This is a genomic window from Glaciecola sp. HA4-3 (assembly GCF_055693685.1).
In genome coordinates, this window is sequence record NZ_CM146340.1 from 2,531,337 (window position 1) to 2,546,427 (window position 15,091).

Annotated in this window: 11 protein-coding genes and 1 pseudogene; 3 read left to right on the plus strand and 9 right to left on the minus strand. The window is 40.3% G+C overall.

Translation table 11 applies throughout. The features are described 5' to 3' along the window. Nucleotides 1–8: 8 nt before the first annotated feature. The 4 genes and pseudogenes from relA to pdxJ form a co-directional block, all read right to left on the minus strand. A pseudogene (gene relA, locus ACZ1G6_RS12115) lies at nt 9–2,161 on the minus strand (GTP diphosphokinase). A 15-nt stretch (nt 2,162–2,176) separates the two neighbouring features. Further along, nucleotides 2,177–3,571: a 23S rRNA (uracil(1939)-C(5))-methyltransferase RlmD gene (gene rlmD, locus ACZ1G6_RS12120; protein WP_472616524.1), complete on the minus strand. Its 1,395-nt coding sequence runs from the start codon at nt 3,569–3,571 to the stop codon at nt 2,177–2,179. A 1-nt stretch (nt 3,572) separates the two neighbouring features. Continuing rightward, nucleotides 3,573–3,947 (minus strand): holo-ACP synthase, encoded by a 375-nt coding sequence (gene acpS, locus ACZ1G6_RS12125; RefSeq protein ID WP_472616525.1) that lies wholly within the window; start codon nt 3,945–3,947, stop codon nt 3,573–3,575. Nucleotides 3,948–3,965: 18 nt separating this feature from the next. After that, nucleotides 3,966–4,745 (minus strand): pyridoxine 5'-phosphate synthase, encoded by a 780-nt coding sequence (pdxJ, locus tag ACZ1G6_RS12130; RefSeq protein ID WP_472616526.1) that lies wholly within the window; start codon nt 4,743–4,745, stop codon nt 3,966–3,968. 3 nt (nt 4,746–4,748) lie between these two features. Here pdxJ and ACZ1G6_RS12135 point away from each other — a divergent pair, with 3 nt between their 5' ends. Continuing rightward, entirely contained in the window at nt 4,749–4,889 is a 141-nt protein-coding gene (locus ACZ1G6_RS12135) for a hypothetical protein (protein WP_472616527.1), read from the plus strand. On the opposite strand, the gene recO is transcribed toward ACZ1G6_RS12135, so the two are convergent. The 5 genes from recO to pdsR are packed head-to-tail and all read right to left on the minus strand — an operon-like array spanning nt 4,872 to nt 11,966. Continuing rightward, entirely contained in the window at nt 4,872–5,621 is a 750-nt protein-coding gene (gene recO / locus ACZ1G6_RS12140; RefSeq protein WP_472616528.1) for a DNA repair protein RecO, read from the minus strand. The genes ACZ1G6_RS12135 and recO overlap by 18 nt on opposite strands. A gap of 50 nt (nt 5,622–5,671) precedes the next feature. Further along, complete coding sequence (gene recJ, locus ACZ1G6_RS12145) at nt 5,672–7,408, minus strand: single-stranded-DNA-specific exonuclease RecJ (protein ID WP_472616529.1); 1,737 nt, start codon at nt 7,406–7,408, stop codon at nt 5,672–5,674. Then, nucleotides 7,401–9,020, minus strand: coding sequence for an FMN-binding glutamate synthase family protein (locus ACZ1G6_RS12150; protein WP_472616530.1), 1,620 nt, complete (start codon nt 9,018–9,020; stop codon nt 7,401–7,403). The genes recJ and ACZ1G6_RS12150 overlap by 8 nt, the downstream gene beginning before the upstream one ends. Before the next feature lie 52 nt (nt 9,021–9,072). After that, nucleotides 9,073–11,274, minus strand: coding sequence for a proteobacterial dedicated sortase system histidine kinase (gene pdsS / locus ACZ1G6_RS12155; protein ID WP_472616531.1), 2,202 nt, complete (start codon nt 11,272–11,274; stop codon nt 9,073–9,075). Next, the gene (pdsR, locus tag ACZ1G6_RS12160) at nt 11,271–11,966 is read right to left on the minus strand and encodes a proteobacterial dedicated sortase system response regulator (RefSeq protein ID WP_472616532.1); all 696 of its coding nucleotides are present in this window, start codon (nt 11,964–11,966) and stop codon (nt 11,271–11,273) included. Before pdsR ends, pdsS begins: the two co-directional genes overlap by 4 nt. A 241-nt stretch (nt 11,967–12,207) precedes the next feature. Between pdsR and pdsO the strand changes: the two genes are divergently transcribed. Beyond that, nucleotides 12,208–12,987, plus strand: a complete 780-nt coding sequence (gene pdsO, locus ACZ1G6_RS12165) for a sortase-associated OmpA-like protein PdsO (protein WP_472616533.1) — start codon at nt 12,208–12,210, stop codon at nt 12,985–12,987. Between the two features lie 65 nt (nt 12,988–13,052). Beyond that, the gene (locus tag ACZ1G6_RS12170; protein ID WP_472616534.1) at nt 13,053–15,035 is read left to right on the plus strand and encodes a marine proteobacterial sortase target protein; all 1,983 of its coding nucleotides are present in this window, start codon (nt 13,053–13,055) and stop codon (nt 15,033–15,035) included. Nucleotides 15,036–15,091: the final 56 nt, after the last annotated feature.

Below are 15,091 nucleotides of genomic sequence, written 5' to 3' on the forward strand. Positions count from 1 at the left end.
TTAGCAACCTAAGCCCTAACAATGTCAGTTACATCGGTAATTTGACGAAGTTTCTGTGATGTTCTTGCAAGATTATCAGCATCTTTTACTTCTACTGTAATTTTTATCATCGCAGTGCCTTGTTGTTTATTACTAAGGGAATTAACCCCTAACAAACTGACTTTTTCATTTGATAGCACTGTCGTTATATCACGCAAAATGCCTGTTCTGTCATGGCAATAAATATCAAGCTCAGTTTGAAAGCTCGCTTTTTCCTGATCTGCCCAAGCAACCTCAATTTCGCGTTCTGGATGTTGCGACAATAAATGTTGTAGCTGTATGCAATTTTCCTTGTGGACGCTGACCCCTTTTCCTTGCGTAATATAGCCCAAAATTTTTTCTCCAGCGACGGGTTGGCAACATTTCGCTATTTGGCTCATCAAATTACCTACACCCTCTGCTATGATGGGGTCTTTGTGCTTACTAGTGCGCGCTTTTCTGGGGCGAATGGGCAACTCTTGTTGCACCTCTTTGGGCGGCGCAACACTTTGGATTAAATAATTAATCACCCCCATTACTCTGATATCTCCAGAGCCTATCGCAGCATAAAAATCTTCCAGTGTATTGACGTTATATTTATTTACAGCCTCTGATGCTAGCTTTGGTGATAAGTCTACCTTAGCTAATTCACGCTCTAGTAGCTCTTTGCCTGCTTCAATGTTTTTTGTTTTATCTTGCTTCTTAAAGTAGGAGTGAATAGTGGAACGCGCTCTGCTTGAATGCACATACCCTAAGCCTATAGGTGCATCCAGTCGCGACTTGGTGACGGGTGTTTACCCGTTAGAATTTCAATTTGATCACCACTTTGTAGCTTATAGGTGAACGGCACAATGCGTCTATTTACTTTTGCTCCTGTGCAGCGATGGCCAACATTACTATGCACATAATAAGCAAAATCTAATGGCGTTGATCCCATTGGCAAGTCAATGACATCGCCTTTAGGTGTTAACACATACACTCGGTCATCAAAGACTTGGCTTCGAAACTCCTCTACTAAGTTGCCTGATTCCGCCATTTCTTCTTGCCACTGCAGAATTTTTCTTAACCAATTGACTCTTTCATCCGCACTTGCAGAACTGCCTGTATTACCCTCTTTATAACGCCAATGGGCGGCTACTCCAAGCTCTGCATCTTGATGCATTTCATGAGTGCGGATTTGAATTTCAATCGACTTGCCTTGTGGACCAAGCACTACGGTGTGAATACTTTGATAGCCATTAGATTTAGGGGTTGCGATATAATCATCAAATTCGCTTGGAATATGTTTGTAACTAGCATGCACCGTGCCTAATGCTGCATAACAATCCTGTAAACGATCTGCCACAATCCGTAACGCGCGAATGTCGAACAGTTGCGTAAAGCTTAAATGTTTTTTATGCATTTTTTTATAAATGCTAAAGATGTGCTTTGGCCGACCAATAACTTGTGCGTTTATTTGTTCTTTATTGAGTAAACCCTGCAAATGACTCACAAAATCATCAATATATTGCTCTCGATCACTTCGTTTCTCTTTTAACATACTTGCAATACGTTTATAAGTGACAGGATGCAAATATCGAAACGAAAGGTCTTCTAATTCCCATTTTAATTGCCCAATACCTAAACGATTAGCTAAAGGAGCATAGATCGTCGCGCACTCTTTGGCCACTAGCACTCTTTGTTCTTCATCTTGGTCTTTAATTTGATGCAAGGTACAGATGCGTTCTGCCATTTTGATTACAATCGCTCTGACATCTTCAACCATCGTTAGCATCATGTTACGTAGCTTTTCTACTTGAATATTGTCATTTGGACTATGCTTTGACTGCAATGAATTAATAGCTTGCATCTTACGTACACTTTCGACCAATTCGGTAATGCTTTCGCCAAAATTCTCGATAAGCTGTGGACGATCTAACTGGTGAATTTCGCAATAAGGATAGACTAAAGCCGTCTGCAAAGTTTCGTCATCCATGTGCAACTGTTGAAGAATCTCTACCATTTCTTGACCAATAAGCAGCACCTCTGGGACATGGGAAACCGTCCTTAATTTGTCTTTGGTTTCGTCACTTAAATTAAGATCGTTTAACCAAGTCTCAAACTCAGGTCGTTGCTCACGATGAACACTTCTTATTGAAACCATAACAGTCCTTTTGGCTTAGCGTGGCACGAATAAAGCCATCAGTTCTAAGTGTTTTGTATAAGGGAACATGTCTAACGGGGACATTTTATCAATTTTATACCTATTTTGTAATGCTTTTGCATCTCGAATAAAGCTATTTGGATTACATGACACATACAAAATTTTATTTACATTCGTGTTAGCCAAGGCCTCGCATAGAATCGCTGCGCCATCTCTAGAGGGGTCAAGCAATACAAGACTTTCTTTATCAAGCATCCCACAGTATTCACTTACCGACTGTTGATTGTTTAAATCCACGCAAACAAACTTAGCGTTGCTAATATTATTGTCGTTTGCATTTTGATTAGCCAAATCAACCATAGTCTTGACTCCCTCTACCCCAACAACTTGGGCGACCTTTTGGGCAAAACACAAGCCAAAGTTTCCTGAACCACAGTAGAAATCGAATAATGTTTGTCGCGAACTTGGCGTCAACCAAACAATTGCTTGCTCAATCATTTGCTTGTTTACACTTTTGTTCACTTGTAAAAAGCTACTTGGGTGTACCTGTGTATCAACCATATGATGATCTTGTATTGCTAAAAAATGGTCCTTTTTTGCCATTGCACTAGTCGATGCATCCTTTTGAATCAAGGCAAGCTCTAACGATAAACTGTGAAGAAGTTGCGTAAGACTGTTAATAAACTGTTGTGAAAGTGCTTTTACAATATATAAGGCGACTTGAGTGTGCACTTTACCTTGTGTGATAACGATATGGCCCACTTTACCCATCTCTGTGCAAAGTTCTTTATCTGTTCGCAAGGCATTTAATAAATAAGGAAGCGTTTTGCTAATAGTTGGAACCGCGATAGGACAGCTATCAATATTGATCACATCTTGACTTTGTGCGGACCGGAAACCTATCTTAATGTTATCGAGGTTTCTTGCATCAATGGCAAGTTTTATGCGTCTTCGATACGAAATGGCATCTTGATTTATGGCCATATTTGACGATTCAATTGCTCGATACCAAACATCTTGTTGCTCAGATGTATCATCACTACCAAGTTGACGCTTTATAAGGGTTTTCAGCGCGTTAACTTTATACATCAACCCTTTTTTCGCCGACATATATTGTAATGAGCACCCTCCACACTGGTCAAAAACCTCACAAAAAGGTGTCTGCCTATCTACACTTGCTTGTAATACCGTCTTTACTTTTCCGTAGGCTACTCGCTTTGTGCTTTTATTAATGGTAATCGAGCACCGTTCCCCTTTTATGGCTCCTTCAACTAAAGTGATAGGTTTGGTCGACAAAACAATACCGACTCCAAAGTGATCTTGGTCGTCAATCAGGACATCGATAGTTTTGTGTTTAGAACGGTTTTTAGCCGATGATTTACTATTAGGCGCTTTGAAGAACTGTGCCACCTTAAGACTCTATAAGCGCAAATGCGCTTGTATAGTGCCGTTCGTCAGATACACTAATGTGACAAGCTCGTAGACCATTTTGCTCAAAAAGTGTAGATAAAAATCCACTTACGCTAACAAGTGGCTTACCCTTATCATCATGGTATATTTCCATCATTTGCCAACTAACGCCATGCCCGATACCTGTCCCAAATGCTTTAACGATAGCTTCTTTAGTGGCAAAACGCTTGGCAAGAAACCGTGCAGGCGTTTTACTGTCGGTAAACGCTTTATATTCATTTTCTGTTAATATTCGACGCGCAAGTTTATCGCCTGATAACAGGGCTTCTTCCATACGTTTTATTTCAACGATGTCAGTACCAATTCCAAATATCACGTGACCTTGTACCCCAAGTTAAACGTTTTGTTTAAATAGTGCGGCAAGTTGTAATTCCTGTCTGGCTTCAAGCCTCGATTCTTGCATCAAAATACGCATATCTCTTACCGCTTTGTCTAGCCCATCAAATGCCGCGCGAGCAATAATCGCATGCCCAATATTAAGCTCTATTAGTTGCGGAATTGCCGCAATGGGTTTGACATTATGATAATGTAACCCATGCCCTGCATTGACTTTCAAACCAAGCCTATCTGCATATTCAATCCCATCAATTAGTTTTGCTAATTCAGCTTTAGCTTCCATTTCATTGCGTGCCTGCGCATACTGGCCGGTGTGTATTTCAATAAATGGCGCATTAGCTTCAAGCGCCGCCTCAATCTGTGTTTGATCAGCATCAATAAATAATGACGTTAACGTGCCTTGTTCAGTCAAACGATGACACGCCTGTTTGATCTTAGAAAGATTTCCAGCAACGTCCAGCCCACCTTCTGTTGTTAATTCTTCTCTTTTTTCAGGCACTAAGCAACAAAATTCCGGCTTTACCTTTTCGGCGATCGCCAGCATCTCTTCGGTGACTGCCATTTCAAGATTCATGCGAGTGTTTATAGTTTGCTTGAGCGTATAGACATCCTCGTCTTTAATGTGCCTGCGGTCTTCTCTTAGATGAATAGTAATACCATCAGCACCCGCTCTTTCAGCAATATCAGCAGCATGAACCGGGTTTGGATAGTCCGTGCCTCGAGCGTTACGTAATGTAGCGATATGATCAATGTTTACGCCCAACAAAATAGGATGCATGTTATGGTCTCCGATAAAGCGCCAGCAAAAACGCTAGAGTGTGATTTTGGTAGTAAGGATATCAGTGATAAGAAAAATAGCCAAAAGCAGATCGCTTTTACATCAAATAAAACGTGGATGCTGATCTTAGGTCGGCAAGAATAATTCACGGCTTTTAATTGGCTTGTGCCCAATTATGTCTAGTAGCAATTGTCGGCATAATAGCTTTGCCAGCTGTCTAGCGTCTTTATCGTCACTGGTGTAGTACTGGCCCTTTTGAATTTTGATTATTTGCAAACCTTCAATAGCGCCCTTTACTGCTTGATGACAATTAAAAAATCCGATTTGTGGGTCAAATTGATAATGCAGCAAGGCATTTATTGCTTCACCCGTTTGCGCATCAACACTAAAATCAGGTAAATAACCTAAGCAAGACAATAGCGCAAATTCAAAATCCCGTAAAATAGGTTCAAGCCGCGCCATCGTATTTTGTTCATTACTTTTACTGACAGCGGCAAGTTTGAGTAAGGTTTTTTCATAATGTTCAAAGAGAGCCTCGATTGCTTGAGCATCTGGCAGCGCACGGCACAGTATTTCATTTATATAAAAGCTACAATATAAAGGATATTGTTTTAGGTCTTGACTCAATGAAAGGCTTCCTGGAACAGCTTCTACTTTTCCTAGGTTTTTAAGACTGGATTTCCCTGTCAATTCGAACTCTAGCTTTTGTAAACCCTGCAAAAGACTCTTTCGGTCCGACTTGCTATTACCTCTGGCTCCTTTGGCAACAACGCTTATTTTGCCTTGTTCTAAAGTAAAAAAATCAATTAATGAGCTGGTTTCACGGTAAGCTCTTTTGTGCAACACATACCCTGTCAAGCTTTGCCTAAGACTCATATCCTTTCCCGTTTTAACACCTGCTTGATTCTTTTATCACAATCTCTTAATCACAGGGCGTCAATTTCCACAACAATCAATTGGACGCTAGTATTTCCTCTAAACTCATTTATATCCAACTTGTAAGCGATGTGAACTTGCTCTGCTTGCATGTTGGGCCACTTTTGCAAATCAATATTAAACGCAATACCATCGATATACCTCTGTTGTTGCATATCGCCAAAGCCCAATGTGAGCTTTAAGTGGTTTTTCCCCACTATTTTTTGATTAATCAGCGTAAACACCCCATCGAAAATCGGCTCTTCAAACTTTTGCCCCCAAGGAAACGCATATTTTAATTCTAAGGCTTGTTCTAGCGTAATTTCATCATGTTTAAGCTCACCATCTGAAAGCACTATCGCATGTTTTGGTAGCTTGGCTGTATGTTTATCAATTTCTTGGATAAATAACTGCGTAAATTCGTCAATACACTGCTTCTGTATGCTTAAACCTGCTGCCATTGCATGCCCGCCAAATTTAAGTATCAATCCTAGTTTCAACGCATCAACACGAGCAAGCACATCTCTGATATGAACGGAGTCTATGGAACGAGCTGACCCTTTGACATGATGTTCGTTGTCACTTGCAAATACAATACAAGGGCGATGATATTGCTCTTTTAATCGGCCAGCAACTATGCCAATCACACCTTGATGAAAATCTTCTTTGTAAACGACTAATGCGCAAGGTAAGTCTTCATTATTAATTGATAGGGTATCTAATACATTTTGAGCATCTTGCTTCATGCTTTGCTCAATTTCTCGCCTGGACTGATTTAAACCATCTAGTTGCGCAGCCAAGGTATGCGCTTGTTGTATATTGCCGCACAGCAAACATTCGATACCATGTGACATATCATCGAGTCGCCCTGCCGCATTTAAGCGTGGTCCAATAACAAATCCCAAATCAGATGTACTGCACTTTTTGTAATCTTTATTAGCAACTGACATTAATGCTAAAACGCCGGGACGAGTTTTACCCGCCCGAATCCTCTGTATCCCTTGATGTACTAAAATACGGTTGTTTTTATCAAGTGGTACCACATCAGCAAGAGTACCTATGGCGACAATGTCTAAAAATTCGGCCATATTGGGCGGTAGTCTGCTGATTTGCTCAAAATATCCGCTGTTTACTAATTCGTTTTTTAAAGCCGATAAGACGTAAAATGCCACCCCTACACCAGCTAAGTTTTTTGAAGGAAACCGACATTTGACATGATTTGGGTTAACAATCGCATCTGCCTCAGGCAACGAATCCGCCGGCAAATGATGGTCAGTAACAACTACTTTTAAACCTTGTTGTTTTGCGTATTTTACCCCATCAATACTGGATATTCCGTTATCAACAGTCACCAGAATATCTGCAGATTGTTCTACCGCAAGGTCAACAACAGGTGGCGTTAGCCCATAGCCATAATCAAAGCGATTGGGCACAATGTAACTAACGTGCTTATGCCCCATTGCTTGCAGCGCAAGCATACATAAGGCGGTACTTGTCGCACCATCTGCATCAAAATCACCCACAATGACAATGTGCTGTTTCTTTCGAACTGCTTGTGCCAATAAATGAGCCGCGATATCAATACCAAAAAGACTGTTATAATGCGCTAGAGCTTTACTTTGTAGAATTAAGTCATCGCTTGAGTCAATTGCTCGATTACGCAACACACGCGTTAACACCTCAGATATAGGTAGACCAAATTCTCCATTGTAAATGCTCTTTCTGCGGACAATTCTGTTACTAAGCAATCGCAAGTGCCTCTTGTTGTTCACAACTCAAAGGTTTAAAGCTAGTTTCATCAGCTTCAGCATAATCAATTGCGTAATGCTCAGGTACGTTCCCATCGGCCATGCATCCGGGTTTCAACATGGGAAAAATTTGATCATAACGTGAGACTGTTTGTTGGTTTATCCGTCTAAAAATATGGGTACGATTAAGCTCACTACTAGCCGCTATACCGGCGGATGACATTATATCAACTGCAGCATGTACCGTCTTTTTCTGAAAACGGTAAACGCGTTCAGACTTATCTGTTACAACTAGTCCTTTGTGTAACTTAGGATCTTGAGTTGCAACACCGGTTGGGCAGTGATTGGTGTTACAACTTAAGCTTTGGATACAGCCCAAAGATAACATCATTCCTCTTGCGCTATTGCATAAATCTGCACCTAAGGCTAAGTTTTTAACTAAATGAAAGCCTGATAATATTTTACCTGAAGCTATGAGCTTAACCTCTTTGCGTAATCCAAACCCCGTGAGGATGTCATCGACAAATGCAAGCGCTTCTCTTAAGGGCGAACCGATAGAATTAGAGTATTCTAATGGTGCGGCTCCAGTACCGCCTTCACCACCATCAACAGTAATAAAATCAGGACTTACATCCAATGCAACCATCGCTTTGCAAATCGCGATAAATTCACTTCTGCGGCCTATTGCTAATTTAAACCCAATCGGTTTACCACCGCTTAGATCACGAAGCTCTTTTACAAATTCAATTAGCGCTAAAGGCGTATCAAAAGCCTTGTGAAAAGGCGGTGAATCCACTTCGGTTCCTGCTTCGACGCCGCGTATTTTAGCAATCTCTGGTGTGTTTTTTGAGGCAGGCAAGATACCACCATGCCCAGGTTTAGCTCCTTGAGACAATTTAATTTCGATCATTTTGACGCAACTTCGCTTGGCATTTTCACTAAATTGTTGAGGATCAAAACCACCTTCATCATTTCGACAACCAAAATAACCTGTGCCTATTTGCCAAACCAGATCGCCTCCTTCTAAATGATAAGGGCTGATTCCGCCTTCTCCTGTATTATGATAGAAACCACCTTTTTTAGCCCCTTTATTGAGCGCTTGAAGCGCTGGCTTGCTCAAGGACCCGAAACTCATAGCCGATATATTGAGAATGGCAGCATTGTATGGTTGTAAACAGTCTTTAGAGCCAATCCTTACGCTTGGTGAGCAATCGACATCCTTGACATTTAATGCACCGATACTGTGCCCAATCCATTCATAGCCAGTTCGGTAAGTATCCACTTGTGTACCAAAGGGAACCGTCTCGCGACTATTCTTTGCCCGTTGATAAACAATTGTTCGAAACATACGTGATATTGGCCTTCCGTCAGTTTCAGACTCAATAAAATATTGCTGAACAAAAGGCCTAACCGCTTCCATTAGCCAGCGCAAACGACCAATAACGGGGTAATTTCTCATCAGTGCATGCTTAGCTTGAATAGAATCATAAACAGCTAAAACCAATAGCAGCGCGACAATAATAAATAAGATACTAAAATACGGGTGAACTAGGGTAAGTGCACCTATCATAATGGTCAGTGCGAAAAGAATTACAACCGTTTTGTTAAACATTAGATTACCTTGTTTATTATTACTGCTTATATCTTAGCTGATATTCTGAACTCTATGGAGTAAATTCAAATACCACAATAACACCGCTGTGATCTGGTAAGTTACTAATGCTCAATTTACCCTTATGATACTGAGCGATTATGTTGGCAACATATAAACCAAGCCCCAAGTGTGATTGCTCATCAGTGGTAGATTTTCGAACTGAAATCATCGAGTTTAGTAAATGATTTTCCATGTTCTTAGGCAGCACAGGACCGGTATTACTTATGCTTAAGGCAAGCAAATCATGCTTGTTGAATAGCCTTATTTTAATGGGTGTGTTGCTTTGTTTAAACTCCATCGCATTTGTCACCACTTTATCGAGCATTTGAGCAAACATTTCAGGCGAGCCAACGATACTTGCTTGCTCATGACGAATATCTACATCTAACTCTGCTTCAGGATACGTCATTTGATAGCCTTGTATACATCCACGTAACAAAGAGACTAAATCGAAGGTCTCTGCTTCGTTATTATTGATGGCCTGCTCTAGACGAGTGGCCTCACTCATATTATTTAATATACTACTTAGTCGTTTAATACCCGTTTTCGCTCGTTCTATATAAGCTTGCCTATCTGCTTCGTTATCACTCATCTCTAAATTGTCTAAAGAAGAATTAACCACAGCCACTGGAGTGCGCAATTCATGAGACAATCTTGACGCCATGTTTTCTAAGTACTGATTATATTGAGATAACTTGCTCATTACTTGACTAAAAGTTCGGGATAAGTCACCTATCTCATCAGACGTTTTACTAGCTTCCAAACTTCCGACTATTTTACCGTTTGCATCAATTGCAGACTCTGTTTTATCACGAAGAACACGAATTCGATTTGATATTCGAGACGCAAACAAAAATATCGATAAGCTCGCAATAATGATAATCGTTAAAATAAAATGGAACTGTGTTTCTAACGCTTGATTTCGTAAGCTACGAATACCGTTGGTGGTTTGCTCCACAACCACCGCTCCCATTACCACACCGTCAATATAAATGGGGTGCGCGGCGGACAAAATGACCGCTTTATTATCAGAAGAAAGTCGCCACAAAGTACTTGGTTTACCTTCAAGGGCAGTGCTAATATCTTTTCCTTGCAGTGCAAATGCATTGGCTAAATCGTCAATAAACTCGGCCGGCGGTTTAGTCAGCACTTTATAATACAAAGGCAATAACACGCCCTCTTCCACTGAGCTCCAGACAGAGGCTAGGAATGATTGTGTATTTGAATGTTCGTTGTCGTTTTCATAAATACTATTTAGTGGTCTACTAAGGCTTTGCTTAACGCCACCGGATTGTTGAATATTACCCGAGCGCGCCAATACCCTCATATGATTGTCGACCACCCAAACTCGTGCACTTGAGTATTTGAGCCCTTGTAGAATATTTTCTATCTCGGGTGAAGGCACCAAAACAGTACCCAACGAATCTGATTGTGATGGATTAGCGGTGCCCATTAAGTATTTAAGACGTCGGGTTTGCGAATCATCAATATCACCAATTGCAAATGCGATTTTGCTCGATAACATAGAAAGGGGAAAACGTAACTCAACATTATAACCTTGCTCACTTAGCTCCCATTGACCTTGAATTCGCGTCTCGACGCCAAGAGGCGTGATGACTTCACTATCGCTTTGTATGGCAAATGCATTGACCCATCCGGGTGCAAAGGGTGAAATGATAAAGCGTTCAAACTCTCCTAGTGCATTGATCAAGGCTATCTGAATATAGTCGTTTCTATCTACTCTGAGTGAGTTTTGAGGGCGAAATAAAACCTTGTCATCTTTTACTTCAAACGTCGCATATAAATATTTATCAAACTGACCAACCATATGTCTAAATGTTAAACTGTTTTCATCATATACTTGAGATTGCTCAACTAGATTAGCGGGGCCGTAGTCTAGCATTTTATCTTCATAGTCTTGCCAGTCGCTCAATTCACCATCAAGTTTAATTGGGTACGCTATTCGATGGGCATACAAATCTGTTTGAGGGGTGATGTCTGATAAAAAGGCTGATTGATTATCAAATAATGCAGGGCGCTCATGTAAGGCGGTCGCCACTGCTCTTGCAGTGCCGACCAAGGTTTGTTCTTGCCCAATACGCAAATATGTCTCTAACTCCCATACATATTGATAACTCAAATAAGGGATGACTAACAAAAAAGAGGAAAAAAACAGCAGTTTTGCACGTAAACCAAACCTAAACCGATTCATTGAACATGCTTCCATCGATAACCCATTCCATAAACGGTTTCCACACAGTCAAATTGCTCGTCAATCTGCAAAAACTTTTTACGAATACGCTTTATATGGGATGTAATTGTCGTATCGTCGACAACCATTTTTGACTCATCCATAAGTTGTTGACGACTTTTAACATGTCCTGCAAACTTTGCAATGGCATGCAACATCCAAAATTCAGTGACCGTCAAGTCTACGGCTTGCTTTTGCCAGCTAACCTTCATCCGCTTAGTATCCATTACTAGTTCACCAATCGATACCAAATCACTTTTCTTTTGGGGTTGATTAATAAGTTCGGTGCGCCTAAACAATGCAGAGATACGCGCCAACAGATGCGGTAATGAAATGTCTTTAGTTAAATAGTCATCTGCTCCCATTCTTAGTCCACAAATGGTATCAAAGTCATTGTCTCGTGCGGTAAAAAATATAATAGGCAAGCTATTTGACTGGGCACGTAATTGTTGGCAAAGCGTAAAGCCGCCGTCAATGTCGTCACCTAATCCGATATCAATAATTGCAATATCAGGCAATTGATAAGCAAATGCTTCTTGGGCACTTTGGCGGTCAGCATAAGCATTGACTCGATACCCTTGACGTTGCAAAGCAGCAACGTAGTTTTCGCGAAGCGCTTGTTCATCTTCTATTAAGGCAACTGTTTTTTGCATGCGCGTTATAGCCTCCAAAAATTAATATACACAGACTAAATCGTGTTAGTAGTCCGTAGTATCAAACAATTCTAAACAGATAAAAAGCGTTGAGAGGCAATTTCCATTTTTTCGCCACAATTGATCGCGAAATTGCCATATTTGCTCCTCTAATTCGCCCTTTTCTTTTTTCATACTTGTTGTCGACATTAAGAGCAAGTACACAAACTTGTTCACAACATTAAACACTTTGGAGAACATCATGAAAAAATTAATCGTCGCAACAAGTATCGTTATCGCTTTGGGTCTGCAGGGGTTTTCAGCAGAGGCTAAAGCATACTCTCAACATCAAAACCATAAAGAGGAACAAGCTGCTTTAGAATCAAAATATGTGAAAACTGAAACCATTGGGCTGGGTTCGGGCGCGGTAATCGGCACCGCTCTTGGTGGTCCGGTAGGAGGGGTAATTGGCGCTTTTTTTGGGGTGTTTGTCGCAAATGATATTAATAGCGATGACAAGCTCGAACGAGCACAACAAGACTTACTAGTATCTCAAATACAAATTGATCAACAAGAAGCTGATTTACTGGCTTTGCATAAGGACATTCAAACATTAGAGCAAGCACAAATGGTGCAGCTTGTTGCCTTTGAAGATAAAAGCAAAGACAGTTGGCTGGCCGATTTGACGCACTTTGAATCTAACATTCAGTTTAAAACGGCATCTTTTGATATTGAAAATACTTATAAATCACAGTTAAGCAGCTTGGCTTCTTTGTTGGTTAGCTACCCTCAACTTAGCTTGGAATTAACAGGGTATGCGGATGAGCGTGGTGATTTTGACTACAACAAGGAGTTATCAAAATTAAGAGCGCAAGCGGTTCAATCTTACATGGCATCTCAGAATGTAGATGTGTCACAGCTGAAAATTGTTGCGCAAGGTGAGTCTCCTGTTGCAAATGCAAAAAGTGAAGACTTATTTTTTGAAAGACGAGTTCATATCAATTTAATCAAACCAAGCAAGCAAATGACCGCAGCAAACTAAATCATCAAGAAAAAGAGCTTTGTGTGACAAAGCTCTTACCTTTATTACTTATTAGGAACATTGTTATGACTAAACTTCAACGATTTCTAGTTGTTATTGCCGCACTTGCTGTTGTTAGTATCGTATATTCACAAGCGTATGCACCTGACAATATTCAACAGACTTCAACTCAACATATCACTGTTGATGCCTCTGGTCTTACGCTTGATTCGACTACAACTCACATTCAAACATCAAAGCAGCAAAGTCCATCTGAACAAATAGCTACTATCACCAATATCTACCACACCCAAAGTGGCAGTTTTTATTTTGAAAAACCAGATACGCAAGCTTCAGTGCAAACCTATTCCAGTGCCAGTATGGTGAGTACTGATGCCGATATTAACATCACAGGCCCTATTGCTAGAACGCGTTTAACACAAGTGTTTGAAAACACAAGTGACCAAATGCAATCAGGTGTTTATGTGTTTCCTTTACCAGAAAATGCGGCTGTTGATACTCTGATCATGCAAGTGGGTGACAGGCGCATAGAAGGTGAAATAAAAAAGAAAAAACAAGCACAAAAGATGTTCACACAAGCCAAACTAGCAGGTAAAAAGGCATCATTGATTGAACAAGTTCGCCCCAACATGTTTACTAATCGGATTGCGAACATTCCAGCGCGCAGCACCATAGCCATTACGCTAGAATATCAGCAGCTTGTTTATCAGCAAGACGACACCTTTAGTTTACGCTTACCCTTAAGTATTACCCCTAGATATGTGCCTGCAGATAGCGTAAACAATTCACTTTCAGCAACGGCCAACGGGCAAGACAAAATAATACAAACAAATAACATAAACCATGTTGATTTATCCGCTTTCTTGGAAGCTAACACCACCATTAATGTGAGTTTAAATACTGGTTTACCTTTGTCAAAAATCAGTAGTGAACATCATCCTATTAATACCGACAACCCCTTTGATACTCAATATAATATTCAACTAGCAACTGATTCCCCACGAAATAAAGACTTTGTATTAAATTGGAAAATGACACCTGCATATCAAGTCCAGGCCTCACACTTTAGCTTTGTTAATGATGGCTACGAATATGGTTTGATATCACTTATTCCATCACAGCAAAGCCAAGTCAAACAAGCCAGACATTTAGTGTTTGTATTAGATGTATCAGGTTCAATGGTAGGGGATGCACTTGAGCAAGCCAAAGAAGCCATTTCCTTAGGTATTAACTCTTTAAACAAAAACGACTTTTTTAATATTGTAAGTTTTAGCTCTGATAGCCACACTTTGTGGACAACTAGTAAGCAAGCCAATGAGGACGCAAAGCAAGCAGCATTAAACTATGTTTATACTTTAGAAGCACAGGGAGGTACTGAGATTGCAGGCGCTTTACAAGCCGCTTTTACAATCCCCACGAAACCAAGCAATCATCAGCTAAACTCTGATGTAAAACAGAACGAGAGTTATCTAAATCAAATTATATTCATAACCGATGGGAGTATCGCTAACGAAGCACAAGTGATGCAGCTAATTCATAATAATTTAAGTGAATATCGTTTGTTCACTGTTGGAATAGGCAATGCGCCAAATGGTTATTTTATGACCCAAGCGGCCCTAGAAGGAAAAGGTTCATTCACCTATATAGGGGATATTGAACATGTAGAAGAGAAAATGTCTACCTTACTCAACAAAATCAAATATCCTTCGCTAACCGATATCAAACTAAATATTAAGGATGCTAAACAAGCATATGAATTCGAAATTTACCCTAAAATAGTACCTGATTTGTACCAAGGCGATCCGCTCACAATAAGTTATAAACGACGCGCCAATGAAGTTTCTTCAGACAGTTTTCCATTTTCAATACAAGGTAGCATGGTTGAACAAACTGCTAATGGAAACATTGTGCCTCGTACGTGGAATGCTACCATCCCAAGCATTCAATCCAAGCGCTATAAAAGTTTGAAAAAATATTGGGGCGCCTCAAAAATTAAACATTTAGGTCGACAATTAAATTTATTAGATAGAATCAAATACAGATTATGAATCTACCAAGCAAACCTTAGAGGAAATATCGACGCAAACAGCACTTGAGCACAATT

Excerpts from the sequence above, each read along its gene's own strand:
- pdxJ (WP_472616526.1), bottom strand. The coding sequence starts at position 4,745 with ATGCATCCTATTTTGTTGGGCGTAAACATTGATCATATCGCTACATTA.
- ACZ1G6_RS12135 (WP_472616527.1), top strand. The coding sequence starts at position 4,749 with ATGGTCTCCGATAAAGCGCCAGCAAAAACGCTAGAGTGTGATTTTGGT.
- recO (WP_472616528.1), bottom strand. The coding sequence starts at position 5,621 with ATGAGTCTTAGGCAAAGCTTGACAGGGTATGTGTTGCACAAAAGAGCT.
- ACZ1G6_RS12150 (WP_472616530.1), bottom strand. The coding sequence starts at position 9,020 with ATGTTTAACAAAACGGTTGTAATTCTTTTCGCACTGACCATTATGATA.
- pdsS (WP_472616531.1), bottom strand. The coding sequence starts at position 11,274 with ATGAATCGGTTTAGGTTTGGTTTACGTGCAAAACTGCTGTTTTTTTCC.
- pdsR (WP_472616532.1), bottom strand. The coding sequence starts at position 11,966 with ATGCAAAAAACAGTTGCCTTAATAGAAGATGAACAAGCGCTTCGCGAA.
- pdsO (WP_472616533.1), top strand. The coding sequence starts at position 12,208 with ATGAAAAAATTAATCGTCGCAACAAGTATCGTTATCGCTTTGGGTCTG.
- ACZ1G6_RS12170 (WP_472616534.1), top strand. The coding sequence starts at position 13,053 with ATGACTAAACTTCAACGATTTCTAGTTGTTATTGCCGCACTTGCTGTT.